The sequence below is a fragment of the Maricaulis alexandrii genome (assembly GCF_005871165.1).
Taxonomy (GTDB): domain Bacteria; phylum Pseudomonadota; class Alphaproteobacteria; order Caulobacterales; family Maricaulaceae; genus Maricaulis; species Maricaulis alexandrii.
In genome coordinates this window covers 237,631-261,629 of sequence record NZ_SWKP01000009.1, presented here as the reverse complement: position 1 = coordinate 261,629, position 23,999 = coordinate 237,631, and the positions used below count along the sequence as shown (strand labels likewise).

Annotated in this window: 20 protein-coding genes and 2 tRNA genes; 16 read left to right on the top strand and 6 right to left on the bottom strand. The window is 63.3% G+C overall.

Translation table 11 applies throughout. From position 1 onward, the window contains the following. Positions 1–2 precede the first annotated feature (2 nt). Positions 3–806 carry a DUF1499 domain-containing protein gene (locus FCS99_RS14150; protein WP_138513678.1) on the top strand — a complete coding sequence of 268 codons (804 nt, stop codon included), beginning with the start codon at positions 3–5 and terminating at the stop codon, positions 804–806. On the opposite strand, the gene FCS99_RS14145 is transcribed toward FCS99_RS14150, so the two are convergent. Together FCS99_RS14145 and FCS99_RS14140 are read right to left on the bottom strand one after the other, a co-directional pair. Next, positions 803–1,714 carry an MBL fold metallo-hydrolase gene (locus FCS99_RS14145; protein ID WP_138513676.1) on the bottom strand — a complete coding sequence of 304 codons (912 nt, stop codon included), beginning with the start codon at positions 1,712–1,714 and terminating at the stop codon, positions 803–805. The two genes, FCS99_RS14150 and FCS99_RS14145, sit on opposite strands and share 4 nt — an antisense overlap. Beyond that, a complete protein-coding gene (locus tag FCS99_RS14140; RefSeq protein WP_138513674.1) occupies positions 1,711–2,658 on the bottom strand; it encodes an ATP-grasp domain-containing protein in 948 nt (315 codons plus the stop codon). The genes FCS99_RS14145 and FCS99_RS14140 overlap by 4 nt, the downstream gene beginning before the upstream one ends. Positions 2,659–3,019: 361 nt before the next feature. Between FCS99_RS14140 and FCS99_RS14135 the strand changes: the two genes are divergently transcribed. Then, positions 3,020–3,952: an ABC transporter permease gene (locus tag FCS99_RS14135; RefSeq protein ID WP_138513672.1), complete on the top strand. Its 933-nt coding sequence runs from the start codon at positions 3,020–3,022 to the stop codon at positions 3,950–3,952. Then, positions 3,952–4,857 carry an ABC transporter permease subunit gene (locus tag FCS99_RS14130; protein WP_138513670.1) on the top strand — a complete coding sequence of 302 codons (906 nt, stop codon included), beginning with the start codon at positions 3,952–3,954 and terminating at the stop codon, positions 4,855–4,857. Before FCS99_RS14135 ends, FCS99_RS14130 begins: the two co-directional genes overlap by 1 nt. Before the next feature lie 72 nt (positions 4,858–4,929). Here FCS99_RS14130 and FCS99_RS14125 read toward each other — a convergent pair whose 3' ends face one another. After that, positions 4,930–5,523, bottom strand: a complete 594-nt coding sequence (locus tag FCS99_RS14125; RefSeq protein ID WP_138513668.1) for a hypothetical protein — start codon at positions 5,521–5,523, stop codon at positions 4,930–4,932. A gap of 130 nt (positions 5,524–5,653) precedes the next feature. Between FCS99_RS14125 and FCS99_RS14120 the strand changes: the two genes are divergently transcribed. Both FCS99_RS14120 and FCS99_RS14115 read left to right on the top strand, forming a co-directional pair. Continuing rightward, positions 5,654–7,282 (top strand): peptide ABC transporter substrate-binding protein, encoded by a 1,629-nt coding sequence (locus tag FCS99_RS14120; protein WP_138513666.1) that lies wholly within the window; start codon positions 5,654–5,656, stop codon positions 7,280–7,282. Positions 7,283–7,355: 73 nt separating this feature from the next. After that, a complete protein-coding gene (locus FCS99_RS14115) occupies positions 7,356–8,597 on the top strand; it encodes a DUF3667 domain-containing protein (protein ID WP_138513664.1) in 1,242 nt (413 codons plus the stop codon). A 79-nt stretch (positions 8,598–8,676) separates the two neighbouring features. Here FCS99_RS14115 and sppA read toward each other — a convergent pair whose 3' ends face one another. Together sppA and FCS99_RS14105 are read right to left on the bottom strand one after the other, a co-directional pair. After that, positions 8,677–10,464, bottom strand: coding sequence for a signal peptide peptidase SppA (sppA, locus tag FCS99_RS14110; RefSeq protein ID WP_138513662.1), 1,788 nt, complete (start codon positions 10,462–10,464; stop codon positions 8,677–8,679). 193 nt (positions 10,465–10,657) lie between these two features. Next, positions 10,658–10,734: transfer RNA gene (locus FCS99_RS14105), tRNA-Pro, on the bottom strand. A 230-nt stretch (positions 10,735–10,964) separates the two neighbouring features. Between FCS99_RS14105 and FCS99_RS14100 the strand changes: the two genes are divergently transcribed. The 11 genes from FCS99_RS14100 to FCS99_RS14050 all read left to right on the top strand — a co-directional run bounded on the left by FCS99_RS14100 (position 10,965) and on the right by FCS99_RS14050 (position 21,678). Then, a tRNA-Gln gene (locus tag FCS99_RS14100) sits at positions 10,965–11,039 on the top strand. Between the two features lie 556 nt (positions 11,040–11,595). After that, positions 11,596–12,342 carry a DUF3450 domain-containing protein gene (locus FCS99_RS14095; protein WP_233352845.1) on the top strand — a complete coding sequence of 249 codons (747 nt, stop codon included), beginning with the start codon at positions 11,596–11,598 and terminating at the stop codon, positions 12,340–12,342. 24 nt (positions 12,343–12,366) lie between these two features. Beyond that, the gene (locus FCS99_RS14090) at positions 12,367–13,755 is read left to right on the top strand and encodes a MotA/TolQ/ExbB proton channel family protein (protein WP_138513658.1); all 1,389 of its coding nucleotides are present in this window, start codon (positions 12,367–12,369) and stop codon (positions 13,753–13,755) included. A gap of 14 nt (positions 13,756–13,769) precedes the next feature. Continuing rightward, positions 13,770–14,303: a MotA/TolQ/ExbB proton channel family protein gene (locus FCS99_RS14085; RefSeq protein WP_138513656.1), complete on the top strand. Its 534-nt coding sequence runs from the start codon at positions 13,770–13,772 to the stop codon at positions 14,301–14,303. Then, a complete protein-coding gene (locus FCS99_RS14080; RefSeq protein ID WP_138513654.1) occupies positions 14,303–14,713 on the top strand; it encodes an ExbD/TolR family protein in 411 nt (136 codons plus the stop codon). Before FCS99_RS14085 ends, FCS99_RS14080 begins: the two co-directional genes overlap by 1 nt. A gap of 14 nt (positions 14,714–14,727) precedes the next feature. Next, the gene (locus FCS99_RS14075) at positions 14,728–15,132 is read left to right on the top strand and encodes an ExbD/TolR family protein (RefSeq protein WP_138513652.1); all 405 of its coding nucleotides are present in this window, start codon (positions 14,728–14,730) and stop codon (positions 15,130–15,132) included. Positions 15,133–15,146: 14 nt separating this feature from the next. Beyond that, positions 15,147–15,764, top strand: a complete 618-nt coding sequence (locus FCS99_RS14070) for an energy transducer TonB (RefSeq protein WP_138513650.1) — start codon at positions 15,147–15,149, stop codon at positions 15,762–15,764. Between the two features lie 138 nt (positions 15,765–15,902). Continuing rightward, positions 15,903–17,429 carry a tetratricopeptide repeat protein gene (locus FCS99_RS14065; protein WP_171036393.1) on the top strand — a complete coding sequence of 509 codons (1,527 nt, stop codon included), beginning with the start codon at positions 15,903–15,905 and terminating at the stop codon, positions 17,427–17,429. 122 nt (positions 17,430–17,551) lie between these two features. Then, positions 17,552–19,063 (top strand): M61 family metallopeptidase, encoded by a 1,512-nt coding sequence (locus tag FCS99_RS14060; protein WP_171036392.1) that lies wholly within the window; start codon positions 17,552–17,554, stop codon positions 19,061–19,063. A 177-nt stretch (positions 19,064–19,240) separates the two neighbouring features. Beyond that, positions 19,241–20,704, top strand: coding sequence for a tetratricopeptide repeat protein (locus FCS99_RS14055; RefSeq protein WP_171036391.1), 1,464 nt, complete (start codon positions 19,241–19,243; stop codon positions 20,702–20,704). A 353-nt stretch (positions 20,705–21,057) separates the two neighbouring features. Beyond that, positions 21,058–21,678, top strand: coding sequence for an energy transducer TonB (locus FCS99_RS14050; protein WP_138513642.1), 621 nt, complete (start codon positions 21,058–21,060; stop codon positions 21,676–21,678). A gap of 62 nt (positions 21,679–21,740) precedes the next feature. Here FCS99_RS14050 and FCS99_RS14045 read toward each other — a convergent pair whose 3' ends face one another. Further along, positions 21,741–23,987, bottom strand: a complete 2,247-nt coding sequence (locus tag FCS99_RS14045) for a S9 family peptidase (protein ID WP_233352843.1) — start codon at positions 23,985–23,987, stop codon at positions 21,741–21,743. Positions 23,988–23,999 lie beyond the last annotated feature (12 nt).

Genomic DNA, 23,999 nt, shown 5'->3' with positions numbered 1-23,999 from the left:
TCATGTCACGGGTCTTGGACATTCTGCGGGCGATCATTCTCCCGCTGGGCTGGATTTGCGCCTTGCTGGCGCTGGTCACGCCGGTCTGGTTCCTGGTGGCCGCCTTCGGGGCGAAATGGGAATTTGTCTCGCTGGAGTTCGGCCTCAACTGGATGACCCATGACATGGGCCGCAAACTCCTGCTGGCCTGTGTCGTGGCCGGGGTGCTGGGCGGGCTCTTCATGCTGGTCTACCGCTTTGTGGCCAAGGAAGCCTTCGGGGTCGTGTCATCGCCGTTGCTGGCGCTCGCCATCGGTCTGGCCGGGCTGGGCTGGGCCTGGACGATCGACCAGGCGCGGGCAGGCACGCCGCCACTGCTGGACGTGACGACCGATGCTGCCGATCCGCCCAATTTCTCCACCAGTCTTCTGGCCCGCCGAGGTCGCGGTGCGGCCAGCCTGGACTATGCCGCCAAGCAGGACGAGACCGGCCGGTCGCTGGCCGAGGCGCAGGCGGCACTTTATCCGGCGCTGACCACGCTGCATTTGCACCAGGCCCCCGAAACCGTGTTCGACGCGGCGATGGACTATGCCCATGAGCAGAACTGGCGCGTCGGTTCGGCCTCGCGGGCTGCCGGCATGTTCGAGGCGGGCGCGGAGAGTTTCTGGTTCGGCCTGCGCGACGACATTGTCGTACGCATCCGTGAGGACGGGGAGGGCGGTTCGCTGGTCGATATCCGCACCCTGGCGCGGCAACCGATCCATGATCTGGGTCGCAATCCGCGGCGGGCCCGACAATTCCTCGCCGCCATGGCGGGCGAGGACTAGACCGGTTCCGGCAGGCGGTAGCTGTCGGCCAGGCCCGGTTCTACGCTGTCACAGGCCACCCGGCCGGTTTCCACCAGATGGATGAGATGCGCCAGCACCGAGTGCGCGGCGGCCGGATGGAGGCGCTTGTCGACATCGGCATACATGGCCTCGACCATGTCGCGGACCTCGGTCCGGCCGGCGGCGATCTGTTCCAGGATCTGCATCTCACGCTTTTCGCGGTGGAGGATATAGGCCCGGATGAAGCGGTCCGGCTCGGTGATGGCGGGGCCGTGGGTCGGCCAGAGAATGTCGAACTGGCGGTCGCGTACGCGCTGCAATTGTTCCAGATAGCTGCCCATATGACCGTCCGGCGGACTGATCACACTGGTCGACCAGCCCATCACATGATCGCCGCAGAACAGCGTGTTCTCGTCCTTCAGCGCGTAGCAGACATGGTTGGAGGTATGGCCCGGCGTGTGCAGCGCCTCGATGGTCCAGCCCTCGCCGTGGAAAATCTCTTCATCCCCGACCTGGATGTCCGGCTGGAAGCCGACATCATCACCGGCCTCAAGGCGCACTTCCCCGCCCGCCGGCGGCGTGATCTGCGGGCCGTAGCCATAGACTTTCGCGCCATGCTTGCGCGCCAGCGGATGGGCGAGGGGGGAGTGGTCGAGATGATGGTGGGTGACGAAGACATGGGTCACCGTCTCACCCTCAAGCGCCGCATCGATGGCTTCGATATGGGCCGGATCGACCGGGCCCGGATCGATCACGGCCACCTGGCCATGCCCGATGATGTAAACGCCCGTACCGGTATAGGTGAACGGTCCCGGATTGGGCGCGATGACACGGCGGATCAGTGGCGACAGCGTATCGCAGCGCCCGTACTCGAACTCGAAATCTTTGACGAAGGGAATGGCAGTCATGTCATCTCGGCGGGTTCAGCGGCGCGGGGCGCCGCCTGGATATAGGCCAGGAAAGCGTCCGCCAACTTGCGGGTCACGGTGATCTTGTCAGGCAGCGCCATGGCGATCGGCGGGCCCATGTCGGTCTTGTTGACATCGACGACGTAGAGGCGGCCATCGCTGCGATCGCGCAGCACGTCCAGCCCGCCCCAGTCCAGCTTCATGGCGCGGGCAAACCGGCCCAGCTGTTCCACTTCCTGCGGTGTGAGCACGTCTTCGGTCGCGGCGATTTCGACCTCGTCATTGGAATTGCAGAAGCGCGTCTCGATGCGGCGGCGCTTGTACATGACCAGCGGGATTTCGCCGCCGATTGTCGGACAGCGCAGGTCTTCCACCAGGCTGGTCCCGGTCCGGTTGTCGATGACGCGCTGATAGACATGGCCCGGCCTGGCCTTCACGGGGCCCTGCACGATGCGGCCGTCATGGGCGCCATTGATCTCGGACTTCTCCACCATGGCACCGGTCCAGCTTTCCGGATCGACGGTCAGGGCGTAGCCGAAACAGTCTTCGAAGACTTTGGCGACATGGCTTTTCGCGATGGACTGGCAGTCGCGATTGATGACGGGGACGCCGTCGGGAACAGGCCGGGCCATGCAGGTCGTGCTGTCATCGAAGACGAAGACAGCGTCGGCATCTTCGGGGGTCTTGGCGATCCGGGCGCCGGCAGCGTGCAGCACCGACCAGATCAGATACCAGGGGCGGGGACGGTCCGGCGTGAACCAGATTTTCGGCCCGGTCCCGGCCGCGGCTTTCATCCGCCAGCCTTCTGCGACAAAATAGAAGGGGAACCAGGCCAGGACTTCACCGATCAGGCCGGGTTCTATGGGCAGGCGGGCTCCGGTCTTCTTGACGGTCACGACACCGTCCTGGAATTCGAAATCTCGCCACCACAGCGCACTGTGCATGGATCGGCCCTTCCTGACTCTTCCGGACCGCATCCTAGGCATGAGTCGAACACATGCAATTCACGCTGGATCACACTCGGCGCGGAAATTGCGTGACCGGCGGCAGACCGGAATGCGGGAGGCGAATGTGAACGGCGGACAATTCCTAAGCAAGCGCCTCGTGCGGCTGGGCTGGCTCATTCTGGCACTGATCCTCGTGCAGTTCTTTGTCAGTCCGGCGACAAGCGAGACAGGACTATCTCGGACGGCGCCCCTGCCGCCGCTGGATGAGGCCGCGACTGCATCCCAACGGCAGACACTTCATTGACAATAAACGTGTCACATTGAAACTGCCCCACTTCTCGGAAGAGCCGGTTCATTCATGTTTGGTTTCGTCATCCGGCGCATTGGCGTCGCCATTCCCACGATTTTGGTGATCATTACGGTCGCCTTCTTCATGATGCGCGCAGCGCCCGGCGGTCCGTTCGACCTGGAACGCCCGATGCCGGAAGAGACCCGTCAGACGCTGCTGGCCAATTACGGCATGGACCAGCCGCTCTGGCGCCAGTACGTGGATTACATGGGCGATCTGGTGCAGGGCGATCTCGGCCCCTCGCTCAAGCTTCGCGACAAGCGCGTCTCCGAAATCATCGCGGAAGGCTTCCCGGTCTCCGCCACGATCGGTGTCTTCTCCATGGCGCTGGCGATAGTCCTGGGCTCATTGCTCGGATCGGTCGCGGCACTCCGGCAGAACACGGCCGGCGATTTCTCGATCATGACCTTCGCCATGGTGGGGATATCCATCCCGCCCTTTGTGATGGGTCCGATCCTCGCCCTGGTCTTCGGCCTCTATCTCGGCCTGGTGCCGACCGGCGGTCTCGATCCGCGCTATGGCATGACGCCGGACCGTCTGATCCTGCCGATCATCACTCTGGCCCTGCCGCAGATCGCCATCATTGCGCGTCTCATGCGCGCCTCCATGATCGAGGTGATCCGCTCCAACTACATCCGCACCGCCCGGGCCAAGGGCCTGTCGGCGACCGCGGTGATCTTCAAACACGCCCTGCGGTCCGCCGTGCTGCCTCTGGTCAGCTATCTCGGCCCGGCCTCGGCGGCGGTCCTGTCCGGTTCGCTGGTCATCGAGCGCGTCTTCCAGCTGCCGGGCATCGGCAAGCACTTCGTCGACGCCGCCCTGCAGCGTGACTACACGGTGGTGATGGGGGTCGTGATCATCTACGCCTCGCTCATTATCCTGCTCAACCTGTTGGCCGACCTGCTTTACGGCGTGCTCAACCCGAAAGTGAAGTACGACTGATGAGCCTCATCTCGACCCCTCAGGAAAAGACAGAGCTCCTCGAAAAGGCGGCTGTGAAAGGCCGTTCCCTCTGGGATGACGCGCTCGCCCGCCTGCTGCGGAACCGCGCGGCCGTGGCGTCGATGATCGTCCTGGGCCTGTTCGTCTTCCTGGCCACGATCGGCCAGCTGCTCTGGGTGCATGACTACGACACGATCTATCGGGACCGGGTCTGGATCGGCCCGACGCTGGAGAACTGGCACCTTCTGGGCACCGATGCGCAGGGCCGCGACATGGTCGCGCGCATTCTCGTCGGCCTGCGGGTCTCGCTGATGGTCGGCGTTGTGGCGACCATCGTGTCCCTGGTGATCGGGGTGACCTGGGGCGCCATGGCCGGCTTCATCGGCGGCAAGGTGGACCAGGCGATGATGCGCGTGGTCGATATCCTCTACTCGCTGCCCTTCATCTTCTTCGTGATCATCCTGATGGTCGTGTTCGGCCGAAATATCGTGCTGATCTTCGTCGCCATCGGCGCGGTGGAATGGCTGACCATGGCGCGTATCGTGCGCGGCCAGACCCTGGCCCTGAAAGGCATGGAATTCGTCGAGGCTGCCGAAGCGGCCGGCGTGTCCAAGACCAATATCATTGCGCGCCACATCATTCCCAACGTGCTGGGCCCGGTCGTGGTCTATGTCACGCTGATGATCCCGGTCGTGATCCTGGCGGAAAGCTTCCTGTCCTTCCTGGGCCTGGGCGTCCAGGAACCTCTGACCTCGCTGGGGCGTCTGATCTCGGCCGGTGCGCAGGACATGGAGCCGGCGCCGTGGACGCTGATCGGCCCGGCGGTGACGATGATGATCACCCTGTTCTGTCTGAACTTCATCGGCGACGGGCTGCGCGATGCGATCGACCCGAAGGATCGCTGATCCATTTCATCGACCGGACAAGAAAAAGGCCGCCCAACCGGGCGGCCTTTTTTGTGGCGCCTGGCCGGGGGCTCAGCTCACGCGTTCGGCGCGGAACCAGCGGCCGCCATTGTTGAACTGCATGAAGTAGGAGCCCAGCGCCCCGGTGCGGATATGGGCCTCCAGGCCCGGACGGGCCCCCCGGCTGATCCCCTGGATGCGGGTATTGTCGGTCTGGCGCCAGACCTGGCCATTGGCCAGGGTGACGGTGATCTTGCCGTCCCGGCGGGTGGAGATCTCCGTCACGGCCAGCCCTTCGATCCGCTCGATCCGGCCGTCATCATCGCGGGTCACGACCCGGTCGGCAGACGGGGCGGGTGCGTCGGCGGCCTCGGCCAGCTCGGAATGATCACCGCGCAGGCTCGGCAGGGAGAAATTGGGAATGCTCAGGCCGAAGGTCGATTCCTCGGCCCGCTCGATCTGGCCCCGGTCGACCGCCACGATGTCGCCGGCCTCGGCATCGCCGTACAGTGTGGCCACCGCAGCATCCAGACAGGCCAGACGGGCCGAATCATCTTCGATTGCCCGGCAGGCGAACAAGGGCTGCAAGGGTTGGCCACCCGATTGGGCAGCCACAGGCGCAGCGAGAATAAAAGGCGATAAAATAACGAATAATTTGGATTTCATGGGGATTCCGTACGCAGATGGATTGAGCGGACTATGCGCCACTGGCTTGCAGCTGTCGACCGGGTGCGCATGTTCCGCTAGAAGTGACAATTGAGTAGAGTTTTGACGCGTCGGAGGGGAGACCGATACCGTGATCCGCAAAGCCTTTTTGAAGTCCGTTCTTGTGACCGCTTCCGCCCTGGCCCTGGCGAGCTGTGGTGGTGGCAGCCCGGTTGATTCCGACCATATCATCCTGAACCGGGGCAATACGGCAGAGCCTCTGTCGCTCGATCCGCACAAGGCCAGCGGGACGTGGGAAAACCACATTATCGGCGACATGTTCATCGGCCTGTTCACCGAAGCGGCGGACGGCACGCCGATTCCGGGCATGGCGGAAAGCTGGGACGTGTCGCCGGACGGTCTGACCTGGACCTTCCAGTTGCGCGAAGCCAGCTGGTCCGATGGCGAGCCGGTGACGGCCAGTGATTTCGTCTTCGCCTGGCGCCGCATCGCGTCGCCGGAGACCGGCGCACAATATGTGTCGCTCCTCTATCCGATCGCCGGCATGGAAGCCGCCACGCGGGGCCAGGCCCCGGTCGAGGAGATCGGTGTGACGGCGATCGATGACCGCACCCTGGAAGTGCGGCTGGAAAACCCGGCGCCCTACCTGCCGGGCCTGCTGACCCACTACACCAGCTTCCCGCTGCCACAGCACGTGGTCGAGCAATACGGCGACGAATGGGTGCGTCCGGCCAATATCCAGGTCAATGGCGCCTATCGCCTCGAAGACTGGCGGACCAATAACTTCGTCCACCTGGTGCGCAATACCGGCTTCTTTGACAATGAGAATGTCTGCATCGACGACGTCTACTACTATCCGACCGTCGACAACTCCGCCGCCGGACGCCGCGTCCGCAATGGCGAGCTGCACATCAACAACAACTTCCCGGGCCAGCAGCTGGACTTCCTGAACCGGGAGATTCCGGACTATGTCCGCATCGCGCCGTACATGGGTACGATCTACTTCTCCATGAACACGACGCTCGACACCTTCTCCGACCCGAATGTGCGCAACGCGCTGGGCATGGCGATCGACCGTCACTTCATCGCGGACGAGATCCTGCGGGCAGGCTTCCAGCCGGCCTATTCCCTGGTGCCGCCGGGCGTGAATGATTATCCGGGCGGCGTGTCCGCCGAATGGGCCGACACGCCCATCGAGGAACGCCGCGCTGAAGCCCGGGCCCTGCTCGAGGCGGCCGGTTTCGGTCCGGACAATCCGCTCCAGTTCGAATACACCTACCGTGCCACGGGCGATAATCCGCGGATCGCGCCGGTCGTCCAGAATGACTGGTCGGCGATTGCTGACTGGGTGCAGCCGGAGCTGATCGTCAACGACACGCAGATCCACTACGACAATCTGCGCGCCAATGACTACCAGATCGCCGATGGCGGCTGGATTGCCGACTATAATGACGCCTACAACTTCCTCTTCCTGGGCGAGTATCGCTCCGTCCCGATGAACTATTCGCGCTACAACAATCCGGAGTATGACGCGATGGTCACGGCGGCGAACCGGGAGCTGGATCCGGAGGCCCGCGGTCGCATGCTCGCTCAAGCCGAGCAGATGCTGGTCGATGACATGCCGATCATCCCGATCGTCTATTATGTCTCCAAGAACCTCGTGAATCCGGACGTGACCGGGTGGGAAGACAATATCGTCGACATCCACCGTACGCGGTACATGTGCCTGGCGAGCGCCATGGAGGATGCGGCGGAATAAGCACCGCCGCTTGCCAGACCAAGCCCCGTCGACCTAGCTTGTGCGTAACAGGTTCAGGTCGCGGGGCTTTTTCATGTCAGGTGGGGATACAATCACGGATGCCGTGATCGGTGGCGCGGCCGAAGACGCGGTGGGCGATGCCGTCGGCGCGTCCAAGCGAAAGAAAAAACAGCATTTCTCCATGTTCCAGTCGCCGACGGCAGCGGGTGAGTGCTCCAATTGCGGCACCAAGCTCTCCGGGCCGGTCTGTCACAGTTGCGGCCAGACCTCGGACACCTTCCACCGGCCGATCTGGGATCTGTTCATGGATGTGGTCGACGGGCTGCTCGGACTGGAAGGCCGGCTGTGGCGCACCCTGCCGGCCCTGATGTTCCGGCCCGGCGCCGTGACGAAATCCTATCTGACCGGCCAGCGGGCCCGTTATGTGATGCCCTTCCGGCTCTATCTGACGGCCAGTGTGCTCTTCTTCCTGGCCTTCTCCTTGGTCAATTCAGGCGGTGGCGGTGACACGACGGACGTTGAGCCCCCGGACGCGGCAGCGGCCATCGAAGGCCAGCAGGCCGGATTGGAGGCGGCCCGCGCGAATGTCCAATTCCTGCCGCCAGAAGTCCGGGACGAGGTCATCGCCGGTCTCAACGAGGCTGATGCTGATCTTTTGGAAGCCGCCGAAAACGCCGACGAACCGCTGACGCCGGAAATGCGCGAATTGCGGGCCGCGCAGGGGCGGGAAGAATCCAAGCTGGCCATTCGCCGTGCCCTGCTGCCGGAGGATTTCCCGGATGTGGAACCGGGCACTGAGGATGATCCCCAGCTCGTCGATGCCGGCGGCATGACGTTGAGCTTCGGCGACGTGTCAGGCGCCCCCTATTGGCTGCGGGCGCGGCTGGCCAATGGGGCGGACCGGATCATCGATACGCAGGGCCAGGCCCTGTGGACGGAGATGAAGACCTGGGCGCCGCGCCTGATCTTCTTCCTGCTGCCGATTTATGCGCTTTTCCTGGCGGGGACGCATTTCTACAAGAAGGGCCTGTTCTTCTACGACCATCTGGTCGTCTCGCTCCATTTCCATGCCTTCCTGTTCTTCCAATTCCTCCTGCTGGGCGTGATCAGCCTGGCGATCGGGCCGGGCTGGGCGATACTCGCCTTCTTCCTCTGGTCGAACTACTACCTCTACCGGATCCACCGTTCCGTTTACGAGCATGGCCGGATTTCCTCGGCGATGCGGACCGTCTTCCTCGATTTCATCTACATGATCGTGCTCAGCTTCGGCTTCATGATCCTGTTCTTCGTCGGGGTGTTCAACGCGGGCAGCTGAACGGCTGTTGCCGACCGGACATGAAAAAAGGGCCTGCAAGCGCAGGCCCTTTTCTTGTCGCCGGGGATGAGGCCAGGGCTTATTGGGGGACCTGGCTCGTGGTGCGCATCTGCACGCCGGTCTGCTGGCTGGCCTGGCGGGCCTGCAGCGCCGCCTGGACTTCCGGCAGCTCCATCAGCGCATTCAGGCGGGCCGCCGTCTCGGCCGTGTCGGCGGTGACACCGAACATTTCCTGGAAGGCTTCCAGCGGGGTGCGTTCGCGCGGGAAGCGGCGCAGGCGGACATCGCTCTCCGGCGCGATGCCGGCCAGCTGCTTGGCCACCGCAATGGCATCGCGGAAGCCGCCGATCTCGTCGACCAGGCCCAGGTCCAGGGCCTGCTGACCCGTCCAGACGCGGCCGCGGGCGATCTCCAGAACCCGCTCCAGCGGCAGGTCGCGGCCATCGGCCACGCGCTGGGTGAAGTCCTCATAGACCTGTTCCATCTGGCCGCGATAGGCGGCGCGCTGGCTCTCGGTCCAGGCTTCGGCGCCGGACATGGCGGTGGTGTATTCGCCGCCGACCGACACGGTCTCCACATTCAGCCCGACCATGTCGAACGTGCCGTCCAGCACGATCTTGCCGCCCAGCACGCCGATCGAACCGGTCAGCGTGGTGCCGTGGGCCAGAACGTAGTCGGCCGGGGCCGCAATGTAGTAGCCGCCAGAGGCGGCCAGCGAGGCCATGGAGACCACGACCGGCTTGCCGGCTTCGCGGGCCCGGTTGATGGCGAACCAGATCTGGTCGGAGGCAATGGCGGACCCGCCGGGCGAATCCACCCGCACCACGATGGCGCGGACATTCGGGTCCTCGGCAGCGTCGAGAATCGCTTCTGCCATGAAGTCGCCGCCGATCATTTCCTCGCCGCCGAACGGGCCGCTCAGCCCGTCACCGGTGACGATGGCGCCCTGGCCCTCGATCAGGGCAATGACCGGATCATTGCTCCAGGCCGGAACGGCTTCGGCATGATAGTCGGACAGTTCGATGAATTCGGCGCCCGGACCCGCTTGGGACAGGGCCGCTTCACGCGCTTCGACGACATGGCCGAGATGGTCGACCAGACCCGCTTCCAGCGCGCCTTCGGCCGAATGCGGGGCGGTGTCGAACAGGGCGCGAATCTCCGCCGGCTCAAACCCGCGGTCGGCGGCGATCGCATTGACGGCCGTGTCGAAGATCGAGCCGATATAGCTTTCTGCCGCTTCGCGGTGGGCTTCGGTGAAGTCCGACTGGGTGTAGGTGTTGGCGGCGTTCTTGTACTCGTGGAACTGCTCGAATTGCGGCTCGGCATTGAAGTGTTCGAACAGGCCGCCCAGGAACATCACTTCGGAGGCGAGGCCGGCCGGGGTGAAGTTCGCCGTGTCCTGCAGCCAGATCTCGTCGGAGCCGGAGACCGCGAAATAGCCGGTCACACTGGTGCCTTCAAAGCCCTGGGCGTGGGTCAGCACGAATTTGCCGCTGTCGCGGAAATCGGCCAGCGCGGTGCGGATTTCCTCCGCCATGCCCGGGGACAGTCCGAATTCATTGGCCCGGATGAACAGGCCTCGCACGCGGCGGTCCGCCTCGGCACGCTCCAGCGTGCGGACAATGTCCACCACGGGCAGCGGCTCGGCAAAGCCGAAGGGCGAGCGCGAGGGCGTGTCCAGGCGCGGGGTGCGCAGGTCGAGTTCCAGGACAATCCCGTCCTGGGGCAGGGCGGTCTCGCTGGCCGCGGAGCTCAGGGCGCCGCCGATCAGCGCGGCGATCAGGACAAAAAACGCGATACCGGCCAGCACAGCGCCGACCACGACGCCGACCACTGACCCGAAAAATGTAATCCAGAACTGTTTCATGAGAGCCCTTTCCGACCCAGCCGTGCACACTCAACGGACCGTCGTGCAAGATGCGGTCCTGTTGGTCCCACAATGTAGGCAGACGCAGGCGGAGGGTCGAGGGAAAGCGCGCGCAATCATCCCGCCGGGCACAGTGCGCGCCGGTTCTTCACGCAAGCGTGATGAGATGTGCGGGATGAGGCGGGAAAGTGAATGGTCGGAGTAGCAAGATTCGAACTTGCGACCCCCGCCTCCCGAAGACGGTGCTCTACCAGGCTGAGCTATACTCCGAACCGAGGCGCGGCTTATAGCCAACTCTCTGTCGCGGCGCAACGCGGGAAACGCAGGCATTCGCAGACGGATTTCAGTCGCCCGCCGCGCGCCGGTCTGCGGCCTGCAATCGGTTATATGATATGCATGCGATTTTCTGCACTTCGCGCTGCAATCGACCCATTTGCGGCGTTGCATCCGGGCGAGGGGTTATGTATTTACCGCGCTCCGTCCTCGCTGACGGGCCCGGTTGGGGCGTCGCCAAGTGGTAAGGCATCGGTTTTTGGTACCGACATTCCCAGGTTCGAATCCTGGCGCCCCAGCCAATCTCTCCCTCCCTGTTATATAGTCGGCCGCGCATCGCGATATTGCGCTGCGGCAATCCCGTGCCCTACACTCATTCCGGGAACCGGGGAGGTTCCGCAATCGTGTGTTTTCCGTTGCAACCGGGTGTGGGGGGCCATACCATTTTGGGGCGAGCTGCGATTGCCGGGTAAACGTGTGACGCGAATCCGGCGCATTTCAGCGCAGTTCGAGCCGCATTCCGGCCACAAAGATGTATTGATCGTAGTGTAACGCTGGTGTTAGCGTTCCAGCGATTTTCAAGCGGCGTGCGAACGCCTACAAGATGATGGACCAACCATCGCGGGGTATACGGGTGATCCGCAGCTGCGGTAACCACTCGGCTAGACTTGATCGCTAAGCCGCATGTCGCGGCAGCTGTCTGAGGCCGCTTGAACGATAAGGGTAGGGGGCCGAACCGGCAGGCCTGTGCCGGGTCAGCATCGAAGTTTTTTTGAAGCGGGAAGCTGCAAGCGACCCGCATTGACCATTGTGAGGCGAGAAATGGTGAACTTGAAGAATTTGGTTCGCGCGTCGCTTATGGCGACTGTTGCGGCGGGCGCCTTTGGGGGGGCCGCCGTTGCGCAGCTGGACCAAACCCTCAACGTTGCGCGACAAAATACGACGGAAGGCGCTCAGACGCAGCGCCGCATCGATCAGCTGGACGACCAGCGGACCGATATTGAGCTGGAATACCGCGCTCTGCTCGAGCAGATCGAATCCCAGCGTCTCTTCGTCGAACAGCAGGAAGTCTTCATCCGCTCGCAGGAGAGCGAGATGGGCTCGCTGGAAGACCAGATCGAACGCGTTGACGGCATTCAGACCGACCTTGCCCCGATGATGCGGGAAATGGTCGAGAACCTCGAGAACTTCGTCAGCCTCGACCTGCCGTTCCGCCTCGAAGGCGAAAACGGCCGTCTGGCCCGTATCGAAGGCCTCTACGAGCTGATCGATGATCCGTCGGTCTCCCCGGCCGAGCGCTATCGCGTCATCTTGAACGCCTACGACATCGAAGCGTCCTACGGCCGTTCGCTGAACGCCTATGACGAAACCGTCCTGGAAGACGGTGTGCCGGTGAACGTCAAAGTCCTGCAGATCGGCCGTGTTGCCATGATCCGCCAGTACGATGATGGCCGCATGACCATCCGTCACAACAACTCCAGCGACTGGGAAAGCCTCCCGGGCAGCTACGAAGCCAACGTGACCCGCGCCATCCGCATCGCCGAAGAAGTGACGACGCCGTCTGTCTTCCTCGTGCCGCTGCCTGGCCCGCAGGTCGCCCAATAACGGCTCGGAACGGAGAGTAGGATTATGAAAACCACCATCAAAATGCTCGCCGCTGCCGTTTCGTTTGGCGTGGCACTCACCTCCGGCGCTGCGTTCGCTCAGACCGAACCGGCCGGATCCATCAGTGAACTTCTCAACCGCGTGCGTTCCGACGCCCGCGAAGCCTCTGCGGAAAACCAGGCTCGCCTGCGTGAATTCCAGTCCAGCACCAACCAGCAGCAGGCGCTGCTGAACCAGGCGCGTTCGGAACTCGCCAGCCTGCGCAACCGCGCAGACCAGCTGACGGCTGAATTCGAAGCCAACCAGGTCCGCATCGACGAACTCGACCAGGAACTGCGTGAGCGCCAAGGTGCGTTCGGTGAGCTCTTCGGTCAGGCCCGTCAGGTCGCCGGCGAATTCGCCGCCATCATCGACGCGTCCATCATCTCGGCCCAGTTCCCGGGCCGCGCCGATGCGCTCGACACGCTGGCCCAGAGCCGCACCCTGCCGACCCGCGACGAACTGAACTACATCTGGCGTCGCATCACCGAAGAGATGATCCAGCAGCAGCAGGTCGTCACCTTCAACACGGTCGTCACCGGCCTGGGTGGTGGTGAAGCCGTTCCGACGACCCGCGTCGGTCCGTTCGTCGTCTTCACGAACTACAACAACAACCAGCGCTTCGCGTCCTGGGAAGAAAGCGAAACGACGGGTGCCTGGGGTCTGCGCGACCTTCCGGCTCAGCCGCCGGCCAACTTCACGGGCGGTGCCTCGGCGCTGTTCAATGCGGACCCGAACGAAATCGTGATGGGTGTTGTTGACCCGTCCCGCGGCCCGCTCCTGGAAATCTACAAGGACGTCCCGGATATCCCGGAGCGTATCGAACAGTCCGGCAATGTCGGTAAGGTCATCATCGGCCTGCTGATCATCTCCGCAGCCTTCGGTATCTTCCGCCTGGTGGTCCTGCTCGGCACGCAAGCCGCTGTCGGTGGCCAGAAGCGCAAGTCGACCGGTTCCAAGTCCAACCCGCTGGGCCGCGTGATGCTGGCTTATGAAGCGGCCAAGGACAAAGACGTCGAGACGATGGAACTCAAGCTGGATGAAGCCATCCTGCAGGAGTCGCCGAAGCTCGAATTCGGTCTGAACTTCCTGAAGCTCGCGGCCGGTATCGCACCGCTGCTGGGTCTGCTCGGTACCGTGACCGGTATGATCAAGACCTTCACCCAGATCACCCTGTTCGGTACGGGTGACCCGCGCATCATGGCCGGTGGTATCTCCGAAGCCCTGATGACCACGGTTCTGGGTCTTATCGCCGCCATTCCGCTGCTCTTCATTCACTCGTTCGCCCAGTCCTTTGCACGCGGCGTTCAGCAAGTGCTCGAAGAACAGGCTGCTGGCATGGTCGCCCGTCACGCTGAAGAGCGTCACGGCTAATCGGAGGAACCGCTATGGATTTCCAGGCCGTATCAACCGGCCTTCAGGAGTTCCTCGAGCGGGGAGGCCCCGTCCTCGTTGTCATCATGGCAACAACATTTGTGATGTGGGCCTTCATCCTCGAGCGCTTCGCCTTCTTCTTCTTTGCCCAGGAGGGCATTGCGAAGACGGTGCAGCGGGAGTGGAGTGCGCGGGCAGACAAGAAGTCTTGGTATGCCCACGCGATCCGCGACCAACTCATCTCGGAGGTCAAACAGCGTTGCGATCAGAATGTCGAGCTGGTGAAAACCCTCGTCGCTGTCGCTCCGCTCTTCGGACTGCTCGGGACGGTGACCGGTATGGTCTCTGTGTTCGACGTCATGGCGATTTCGGGTTCGTCCGACGCCCAGGCCATGTCGGCCGGCGTGTCGCGAGCTACGATCCCGACCATGGCCGGCATGGTGGCCTCGATCTCGGGTCTCATCTTCGCCAACCAAATCGAACGTCTGGCCAAATCGCGCACTGCGAAACTGGCCGACAGTCTCGAAATCGGTGAGGGAGAGGGCTGATGCGTCGTCGTCAAAACCACCAGGATGATAATGCAGAAGTGAACATGACGCCGATGCTCGACATCGTGTTCATCCTGCTCATCTTCTTCATCGTCACGGCCACCTTCCTGTCGGAAGAGGGTCTCGACATGCGGCCCCCGCCTGACAGCGACACGCCGCCGGACTCCAACGCACCGCCGCCGATCGTGGTGCAGGTCGACAATGAGAACCAAATCTTTGTCAATCAGGTCCGGACCGACGTTGATCGTGTGCTCTCGGCTGTGAACCGCTTCCGCGCGGAAGCGCCGAACAGCGCCGTACTCCTGGAAGTCCAGGACGAGGCCGAGCATGGCATCATTGTTCAGATCTGGGATGAAATGGGCGCCAATGGCGTGCCGGTTTCGATCCAGCGCTCGAACAGTGAAACATAGAGCGGGAGGAAGTTATGGCGAGACGCGTTAGCCGCGTGAATACCGACGAGGAAGAAGTCGAGCTGAACATGACGCCCATGCTGGACGTCGTCTTCATCCTGCTCATCTTCTTCATCGTGACGTCAGTCTTCATCAAGGAGCCCGGCGTGGATACCATCCGCCCGGACGCCATGACCGAAGATGATCTGAACCCGTCCATGCTCATCGCGGTCACGGCCGACAATGAGATCTGGGTCAATCGCCGCGTCTACGAGATGAGCGAACTGCGTGGGGTGATCGAGCAGCTTCTGCAAGAGAACCCGAAGGGACGAGCCGCCATCCAGGGCGATGAGGGGGCCAATATCGGCATCATCCTCGACGTTCAGGAACTGCTCATGGAACTGGATGTCGAAGTGCATATTTCGACGCTCCAGACCTAAGGGAGGAAGACAATATGGGTAATCTTGTCCGCCTTCTCATTGGTGTCCCGGTCGCGGGTATCATCACGGTTGCACTCTTCTTCATCATGACCCGCCTGATCCTCGTTGAGGGTTCGTGGGAAACGGAAGAAGTCGAAGATCGCAACTTCTCCATCAATGATGAAGTTGCCGAGGTCGAGGCTCGTCGCCGCGACACCACGATCGACGATGTGCAGCAGGTTGATCCGCCACCCCCGCCGCCGCAGATCGAGCGTCAGCGGGCTGAACAGCCCTCTGAAGGCCTGGCGACGGTCATGGGTGAAATCCCGGCCTTCGAAGCGCCGCAGCTCAACAGCGACAGCGTCAATTTCTCGGTCTCCGACCGTGACGCCCAGCCGCTGGTGCGGATCGAACCGCAATATCCGATGCGGGCCGCCGAGCGCGGGATTTCGGGAAGCTGCTGGGTCCGTTTCGACGTGACCCCGGATGGAACGCCGACCAACATCTCCGTCTACCGGTGCGACAGCTCGCTCTTTGAGCGCGCCTCGATCCGGGCGGTGGAACGCTGGCGCTACAATCCGAAAGTCGAGAACGGTGTGCCGGTCGCACGCCGTGGCGTGGAAACGCGCTTCGACTTCCAGCTGGCCGATTAACAGCGATCGGAGCGGGCGGTTCTCAAACCCCGCCCGCTCCAACCGCCGTCGGAATGCGGGACCCCTAGCGGTCCGAGTATTCCGCCAGATCTTGTCAAAGCCGGTCCGGGGAGTTGGATCGGTATGAAGGAGCCATCGATGATCCGTTTCAAGGGATTCGATACCTCGGGCTTGCTGCGATCCGTCGCAACACTCGCCCTTGCCGCCTCGCTGGCTGGCGTGATGGTCGTGGACGCTGAAGCCCAGCGAAACCGCAACCAGGAAGAAGAGAATGACGGTTCCGAACGCACCTTCTCCAGCCGCATCGGCGAGATCGTGCTCGAAGCCCAGGAATTCCAGAGCAATGACCAGTTCGCGCAGTCTATCGAGTCGCTGAACCGGGCGCTCGGCATGTCCGACATCAACCCGTATGAGCGCTCTGTGGCGCTGCAGCTGCGGGGTCGGGCCTATTACGAACTCGAACAGACCACCCGGGCCATCCAGGACTGGCAGGGCGCCATCGCAACCGGCGCGCTCCTGGTTGAGGAAACGGTCAATCTGCGGATCAATATCGGTCAGCTTCTGATCGCCGATGGTCAGTATGATGCCGGTATCGTCTCGCTCGAACAGGCCGTGGAACTCGGCGGTGTCGACTCGGTGAATGTCGGCGTCGCCCGCATGTTGGCCCAGGCCTATGGTCAGGCCGAACGTTTCCGGGAAGGCCTGCCTTGGGCGGAGCGCTTCTGGGATCTTCGCCCGGCGGCCGAGCGCCAGCGTGGCGATTACTCGCTGATGCTGTTCTACTACCAGCAGCTCGAAGACGTTCCGAACCAGTTCCGCATCATCGAAGGCATGGTGCAGCGCTGGCCCACCGAAAAGAGCAATTGGCGCTCCTACGCCTCCCTGCTGGCTCAGACGGGTCGCGAGCAGGATGCGTTCGAAGCCAACAAGATCATGTACATCAACGGCATGTTCGACGAGAGCCGCGAGATCGTGGCCCTGGCTCAGTACTACTCCTACTATGAGTATCCCTATCGCGGTGCGATCATCCTCGAGCGGGAACTCAATGCGGGTACGGTGGAGCGCAACCAGAACAACCTGCAGCTTCTCGCCAATATGTGGCGTCAGTCGCGGGAATGGGAACGCGCCATTCCGGTGCTGCGCCAGCTGGCCCAGCTGACCGGTTCCGGCGATGACTATCTGAAACTGGCTGAAGCCATGTATCAGGAACGCCAACTGGCCGAGGCCGAGGACGCCTTCCAGGAAGCCCTGAACCGGGGTGGTCTGGATCGTCCGGGTACCGCCTGGACCCTGCTCGGCAATGTCCGCCAGGAACTGGGCCGGACCGATGCGGCACTGGCGGCCTTCCGCGAAGGTACGCGCTATCCGTACTCGCGCCGGACGGCCAATGGCTGGATCACCTTCATCACCAACCAGCGCGCTGCGGCGGCGGACCGGGTCCGCATCCGCGAGAATGTGCGTCGGGATGAATGCCGCTTTGCCGTGGAAGACCTCCGCGAAACGGCGATCCTGCTGGGTGATGTCGACGAGAATGGCCGCATCGTTGTGGCCGTGCCGGACAATTGCCGCGACCTCTACAACCAGTATGGCGAGAACATCCAGGAAGCCGCCGAAGCTGCCGAAGCCGCGGCGACCGAGGAAGAGGGCGAAACCGACGCCGGTTAAGCGGCTCCACCTTTCGCGCATTGATCAACGCCCCGGTCTTGGACCGGGGCGTTTTTCTTTGGGTGATCGGGGCGGTCATGCTACCGGGGATGCGGGGGGCGTCCGATTGGGGATCAACAATCATGACGCTGAGATTTTTGACGCTTCTCTCATGGGCGCTGTGTGCGCCCTGGGTGATCGGTGACGCCTGGAGCCAGGCGGCCGAGGACGACGGCACCATCCAGTATCGCCTGGTTGCGGAAGGGGGCTTCCAGACCTGGTCCGGTGAGCTCGGTTTTGCGGGCAATGCCGACGGGGTGTCCGAAATCCGCCTGCCGGGCGACTGGGGTCCGGAGACCGGGCTGGAGGCGCAGTTCAGCGATCTGCAGATTTCGGTCGATGGCGCGGCCTTTGACCCGGTGGCCGCCCGGGACGGGGTGATCTCCGTCGAGCATCCGGCTCACGCCCGGCTGACCCTGCGCTACCGCTTCTCCCAGGACTATGAAGGGCTGCCGCAATGGGGCGTGCAGCGGGTTCCCGGATTGCGGCCCGTGACCCAGCCCGGTTTTGCCGTGTTTGTCGGCGCCGCCGCCTTTCCGCATCCGGTCCGCCCGGAGGCTGGCCGTCAGGTCTTTGCCATTACCGTCACGCGCGATGGGGAGGCGGTGCCGGTCCGGTCCAGTCTCGGGGATGGCGCCGACATCCGCACCGAGGCCATTCCGGTTTCGCGCTTTCTCGATACGCTCTGGGTGGTCGGGGCGTTCGAGACCGAGAGCCGCGATTTGAACGGCGTGACGATCCGCTCGGCGATCCGGGGTGATCTGCCGTTTCCGGCGGAGGCGATCCAGAACCGGGCCGAACGCATGATCGCCGACGCGACAGCGCTGTTCCGGGACACGCCGTTCGACACCTATCTGATCGCCGCCATGCCCCTGCCGCCCCTGCCGGAGCAGTCAGCCGTGATCGGCACGGCCTTTCACCAGACCTTCCTCATCCTGACCACCGCCAATGCGCCGGCCGAGGAAGTCCGGCACACGATGAGCCATGAAGTCCTGCACGAATGGATCACCGGGCGCATGGGGCCGACCGACATGGCCACGGATCCCGCGCGCATGTGGTTCACCGAGGGCTTCACCGAGTACTTCACCCTGCTGGTCCGCTTGCGCGTCGGTGATCTGGACCTTGAGGGCTTCCTCGCGGCGATCAATGCCCTGGAAGCGCGCTATGAGGCGTCCCCGGTGCGGGACATGACGCGACAGGCGCTGATCGATCATGTCTGGGACAGCCGGGACACCGAACGTCTGCCCTATCAGCGCGGCGCCTTGCTGGCCTTCCGGGCGGATGGTGACTTGGCCTCGCGCCGGTCCGGACGCCTGGCCGACATCCTGGCCGGCCTGATCGACGAGAACCAGGCGCATCGGGAACAGACGGGCCAGTCTCTTGCACTCACGGATGCCCGCATCCAGGCCGCGCTGGAGGCTGGGCTGGGTGAGGCAGGCTGGCGGACCATCGACCGGGTGACCGGCGAGGGGGTGTTGCTGACAGACCCCGACCGGGCGCTGTTCGGCTGTCTGGTGCGCGCCGCAGAGGACCGGCGCTGGCAGGTCATGGACGGGGTTGAGCGGTCAACCTGCCGGGACCGCATCGCCGGCTAGCGCCTCACTCCGGGGCACCGGCCCCGGGTTTACACCGTTCACCCCCAAAAATTGATCCGGCAGGACGCTTGCAACCTGCGCGCGCCTCATTCTTGCCCGAATGTGACGGGAACCTTTCGGCTTCATGACGGCATGCACCGGGGCTGGGGAGTTCACGTCATGATCGGGGAGGTGCACATGAGACAGATACACTGCCACTCCGGCCTGGCCGGAGCGATTGGCGCGCTGGTGGTTCTTTGCCTGGGGTTGACCCTGGCACCGCTGGCCCAGGCCCAGGAGGGCGAAACCCGAGAGCGCAGCGCGCGCAGCGAAGCCTCACTCTCGACCCGGGTCGGGCAGCGATTGCTCGATCTGATGGAAGCGGAGGCCGAGGGGCATTGGCAGATTGCCCATGACGGCTATCGCGACCTGCTGCGCCTGGACGGGCTCACGCCTTATGAACAGGCCGCCATTCTCAAAATGCTCGGCCGGGCCCGCTATGAGCTCGATGACACGTCCGGCGCCATCGCGGCCTGGCAGCAGGCCGTCGAGCTGGACGCCCTGCCGGACGAGGATGCCAATGTCCTGCGCATCAATGCCGGGCAATTGTTGTTGGGCGAGGGCGAATACCGTGACGGGGTGGAACTGATCGAGGCCGCCCTGACCCGGGGCACGCCGCTCAGCGGTGACCTGGCCCTGCGCCTCGCCCAGGGCTATGGCCAGCTCCAGGACTACCGCACCGGCTTGCGCTACGGCCGGATCGCCTTCGAGGCCGCCGAAGAGCCGGGGCGCCAGCATTTCTCCATCCTGCTCTTTTTCTACCAGCAGATGGATCTGGTGCCGCAGCAGACCGAGCTGATGGGCCAGATGATCACGCGCTGGCCCGACGAGAAATCCTATTGGACCAGCTATGCCTCGCTGCTGGCGCGCAGCGGTCGGGAACAGGATGCCTTCGAGGTCAATCGCATCCTCTATCTCAACGGCATGCTGGAGACGAGCACCGAACTGGTCCGGCTCGCTCAGTACTATTCCTATTATGAATACCCGTTTGGCGGGGCCGAGATCATGGAGCGGGAATTCAATGCCGGCCGGATCGATCCGACACCGGAGAATTATCAGCTCCTGGCCAATCTCTGGCGCCAGGCCCGGGAATGGGATCGCGCCCTGCCGGTCCTGCGCCGCATCGCCACCCTGACCGGGGCCGGTCCGGATTATGAAAAACTGGGTGAGGCCCTCTACCAGGCCGGGGATTTCAGCGAAGCCGAAGCCATGTTCGTCCAGGCCATCAACCAGGGCGGCCTGGACCGTCCCGGCGATACCTGGAATCTGGTCGGCACGGTCCGCGTCGAGACTGATGATCTGGAGGGCGCCATCGCGGCGTTCGAGGAAGCACTCGCCTGGGACTATTCCCGCGCCGGCGCCCAGGGCTGGATCAGCTTCGTCGAACAGAAGATCGCGATCGGCCTCCAGGGCGAACGCATGCAGGACCAGGTCAATATCGAGGCCTGCGAACTGGAGATCGAACGCATGCGGCGCTCACCCCCGATGGGCGAGGATGAGGTCGACAGTGAGGGGATCCGGATCTTTCCCCGCATGGATGATCTGTGCCGGACCTATTTCGATCAGTACGGCCAGCTTCATCCCGAATACGACCGCGCCTGACCCTGTCAGAGACGCTTTCGGATCGCGCCCGGTCTTTTCAGGCCGGGCGCGATGCCGTTTCGGGCCGGGTCTGGCGAGGTCCTGATGCCGTCCTGATGTCTTTCTGGGTCTGTTCCAGGTCCGTCCTGGACCCGAAATCACCCTCTCGCTGCCCCATTCTGTCCCGGTTTCAACCCGGTTTGGCCCCGGTTTTCATTAAAATAAGCAGTGTTGGCGCGGTGTTGTCGCGTCGACAACCCCGGTCGGACCGGAGCGCGAGTTGTGCGTTTCCGGCCCCCTGGCCGGTTTGTTGAAACGGGGATAACTGTCTGGGGCCATGCAGGATCTCGCAAGGGAGGGGAGCCTGTCTTTCCATGAGCATGAGTTTGCATCCGGTGCGCACACCGGTCGTCATTCCGGTCGCCGGTGCCGTCACCGTCGGCCTTTTCATCATGATGAATAATTTGATCGATATCGGACCGGTCACGCCGGACCCGGTGGTCGAACGTCCACCGGTCCAGATCCGCTTCGAGCCGGAGCCGGTCGTGATTGATGATCACTGGGACCAGCTTGAAATCACACAGATTGATCCGCCACCGCCGGCCCAGCGTCTGGATGTGCCGCGCGCGGCGGTCGACGTGCTTCCGGGCGGGGACAATTACACGCTTCCGCCGATCGAAGTGGCCGGCATCGATACCGGGGACGGTCTGGTCAATTTCGACCGGGCCCAGCCGGAGCCGCGGGTTCGCATCAATCCGGTCTATCCCGCCAGCGAGGCCTCCCGGGGCCGTCCGGGCGAGTGCACGGTGGTGTATGATATCACCCCGGAGGGCCGCACTGCGAATATCCGGGCCGGCACCTGTACCAGCACCGCCTTCGAACGCGCCACGATCAATGCGGTCAGCCGCTGGCGCTACGACCCCCAGGTCCGCAATGGCGAACCCATTCTCTATCGGGATGCGACGACCCGATTGGTCTACTCGCTTGAAGAATAACGAAAATGGGCGCCCCGAACCGGGGCGCCCATGATCGTTTCAGGACAAGGCGAACGGGAATTTTACTCCGCCGCGATCGCCTCGACCTCTTCATCGGCCAAGCCGACCACCATCAGCGCAAAGGCCCAGTTCAGCGCGGTTTCCCGCAGACTGTCGAACCGGCCCGAAGCCCCGCCATGACCGGCGCCCATATTCATCTTGAGCAGCGTCAATCCATCATCCGTCCGCATCGTCCGCAGACGTTCGACGAACTTGGTCGGCTCCCAATAGGTGACCCGCGGATCGGTCAGTCCGCCCGTCGCCAGGACATGGGGATAATCCATGGCCTGGATCTGGTCATAGGGGCTGTAGGCCTCGATGGTCTGGTAGTCCTCGGTGCTCTCCAGAGGGTTGCCCCATTCCGGCCATTCCGGCGGCGTCAGCGGCAATTCCGCATCCGACATCGTGTTGAGCACATCCACAAACGGCACCGCGGCGATGGCACCGGCGAACAGGTCCGGGGCCATGTTGATGGCGGCACCGACGAGCAGACCACCGGCCGATCCGCCATAGGCGACGATATTGCCGCGTGAGGTATAGCCTTCGGACGCCAGCGCTTCACCGGCCGAGACAAAGTCCCGGAAGGTATTGGTTTTCAGCTCCAGCTTGCCGTCCAGATACCATTGATACCCATTGGCCATGCCACCGCGGATATGGGCGACGGCGTAGACCATGCCGCGATCCACCAGCGGCAGCGGCGTCACCCGGAAAGCGGCCGGAATGGTGATCCCGTAGGAGCCATAACCGTACAGCAGCAGCGGTGCAGAGCCGTCGATCGGCGTGTCGCGGTGATAGAGAATGGTCACCGGAATCTGCACCCCGTCATGACCTTCGGCCATGATGCGGCGAACGACATAATCCTCCGGATTGTGACCGGATGGCACTTCCTGGCGCTTGCGCAGGACCCGCTCGCGGGAGGCCATGTTGAAGTCATAGGTCTCTTCCGGCGTGGACGGGCTCTCATAGGAGAAGCGCAGCATGTCCGTGTCGAACTCATAGCCCGAGGAAATGCCCAGCGAGTAGGCTTCCTCGTCGAAGGCGATGTCATAGCTCTCGCCGCTCTCATAGTTCAGCACAACAATGCGCGGCAGGGCGTTCTGGCGCTCCATGCGGACCTGCCAGTCGGCAAAGCCGATCAGCGCATTGACCAGCGTGCCCGGACGGTGCGGGACAAAGTCTTCCCAATTCTCGCGGCCCGGCGCATCCAGCGGCGCGGACACGATCTTGAAGTCGACGGCGCCGTCCGCATTGGTGCGGAAGTAGAAGCGGTCACGGGCCTCGGTGAGATAGTATTCGACGCCTTCCTCACGGGCCGAGATCAGGACCGGTTCGGCGTCGGGATCATTGGCATCCAGCAGGCGCAGCTCGTTGGAGGTGTGGCCGCCGGCATTGATCACCACATAATTATGCCCGTCCGACAGGCCGACCGAGACGAAGAAGCCGTCATCGGGCTCTTCATAGATCAGCTCGCTGGCACCGCCATCGCGGGACTGGCGATAGACGCGCTTGGAGCGGCCATTGTCGTCGCGCCACACCCAGTAGAGGGTCTGGCTGTCATTGGCCCAGGTGAAATCGCCCGAGCTTTCATCGGTCAGGGTGGCGACAATCGCGCCTGTGGCGATCTCGCGGATGCGGATCTCGTAGTATTCCGACCCGCGTACATCGACGCCGAACGCGACATACTGGTGGTCCGGCGAGTGCTCCATGATGGAGAAATCCAGATAGTCGAAATCGGCGGCCTCGGCATCGCCATCGACCAGGATTTCCTCCTCGCCGACCATTTCTCCCGTCTCCGGATCAACCGGACGGCGCGAATAGATCGGATACTGGCCGCCTTCGCGATAGCGCGTGAAATAGGCGTAATCGCCATCACGTTCCGGCACGGAGGTGTCATCTTCCTTGATGCGGCCACGGATTTCCTGGAACAGACGCTCCTGCAGCGCTTCGGTGGGCGCCATCACATCGTCCAGATAGGCGTTCTCGGCATCGAGCAGGGCGCGGATATCGGCATCCAGCGTCTCCGGCTCGCGCATCACCTGCTGCCAGTTCTCGTCCTTGATCCACTGGTATTCATCCACACGGGTGAAGCCCAGCTGTTCGATCTCGACCGGACGCTGTTCGGCGACGGGGGCCTCCAGGCCCTGGGCCCGGCTGATCAGGCTTGAGGCCGCGGTTTCGGTCGTCATTTCACTCTCCTGGCTGCAGGCGGTCAGCGCCAGGCCCAAAAGACCCGCGCCAGCCAACCCGGCAATCGTGTTCACTCGCATCATTCCCCCTCTAGG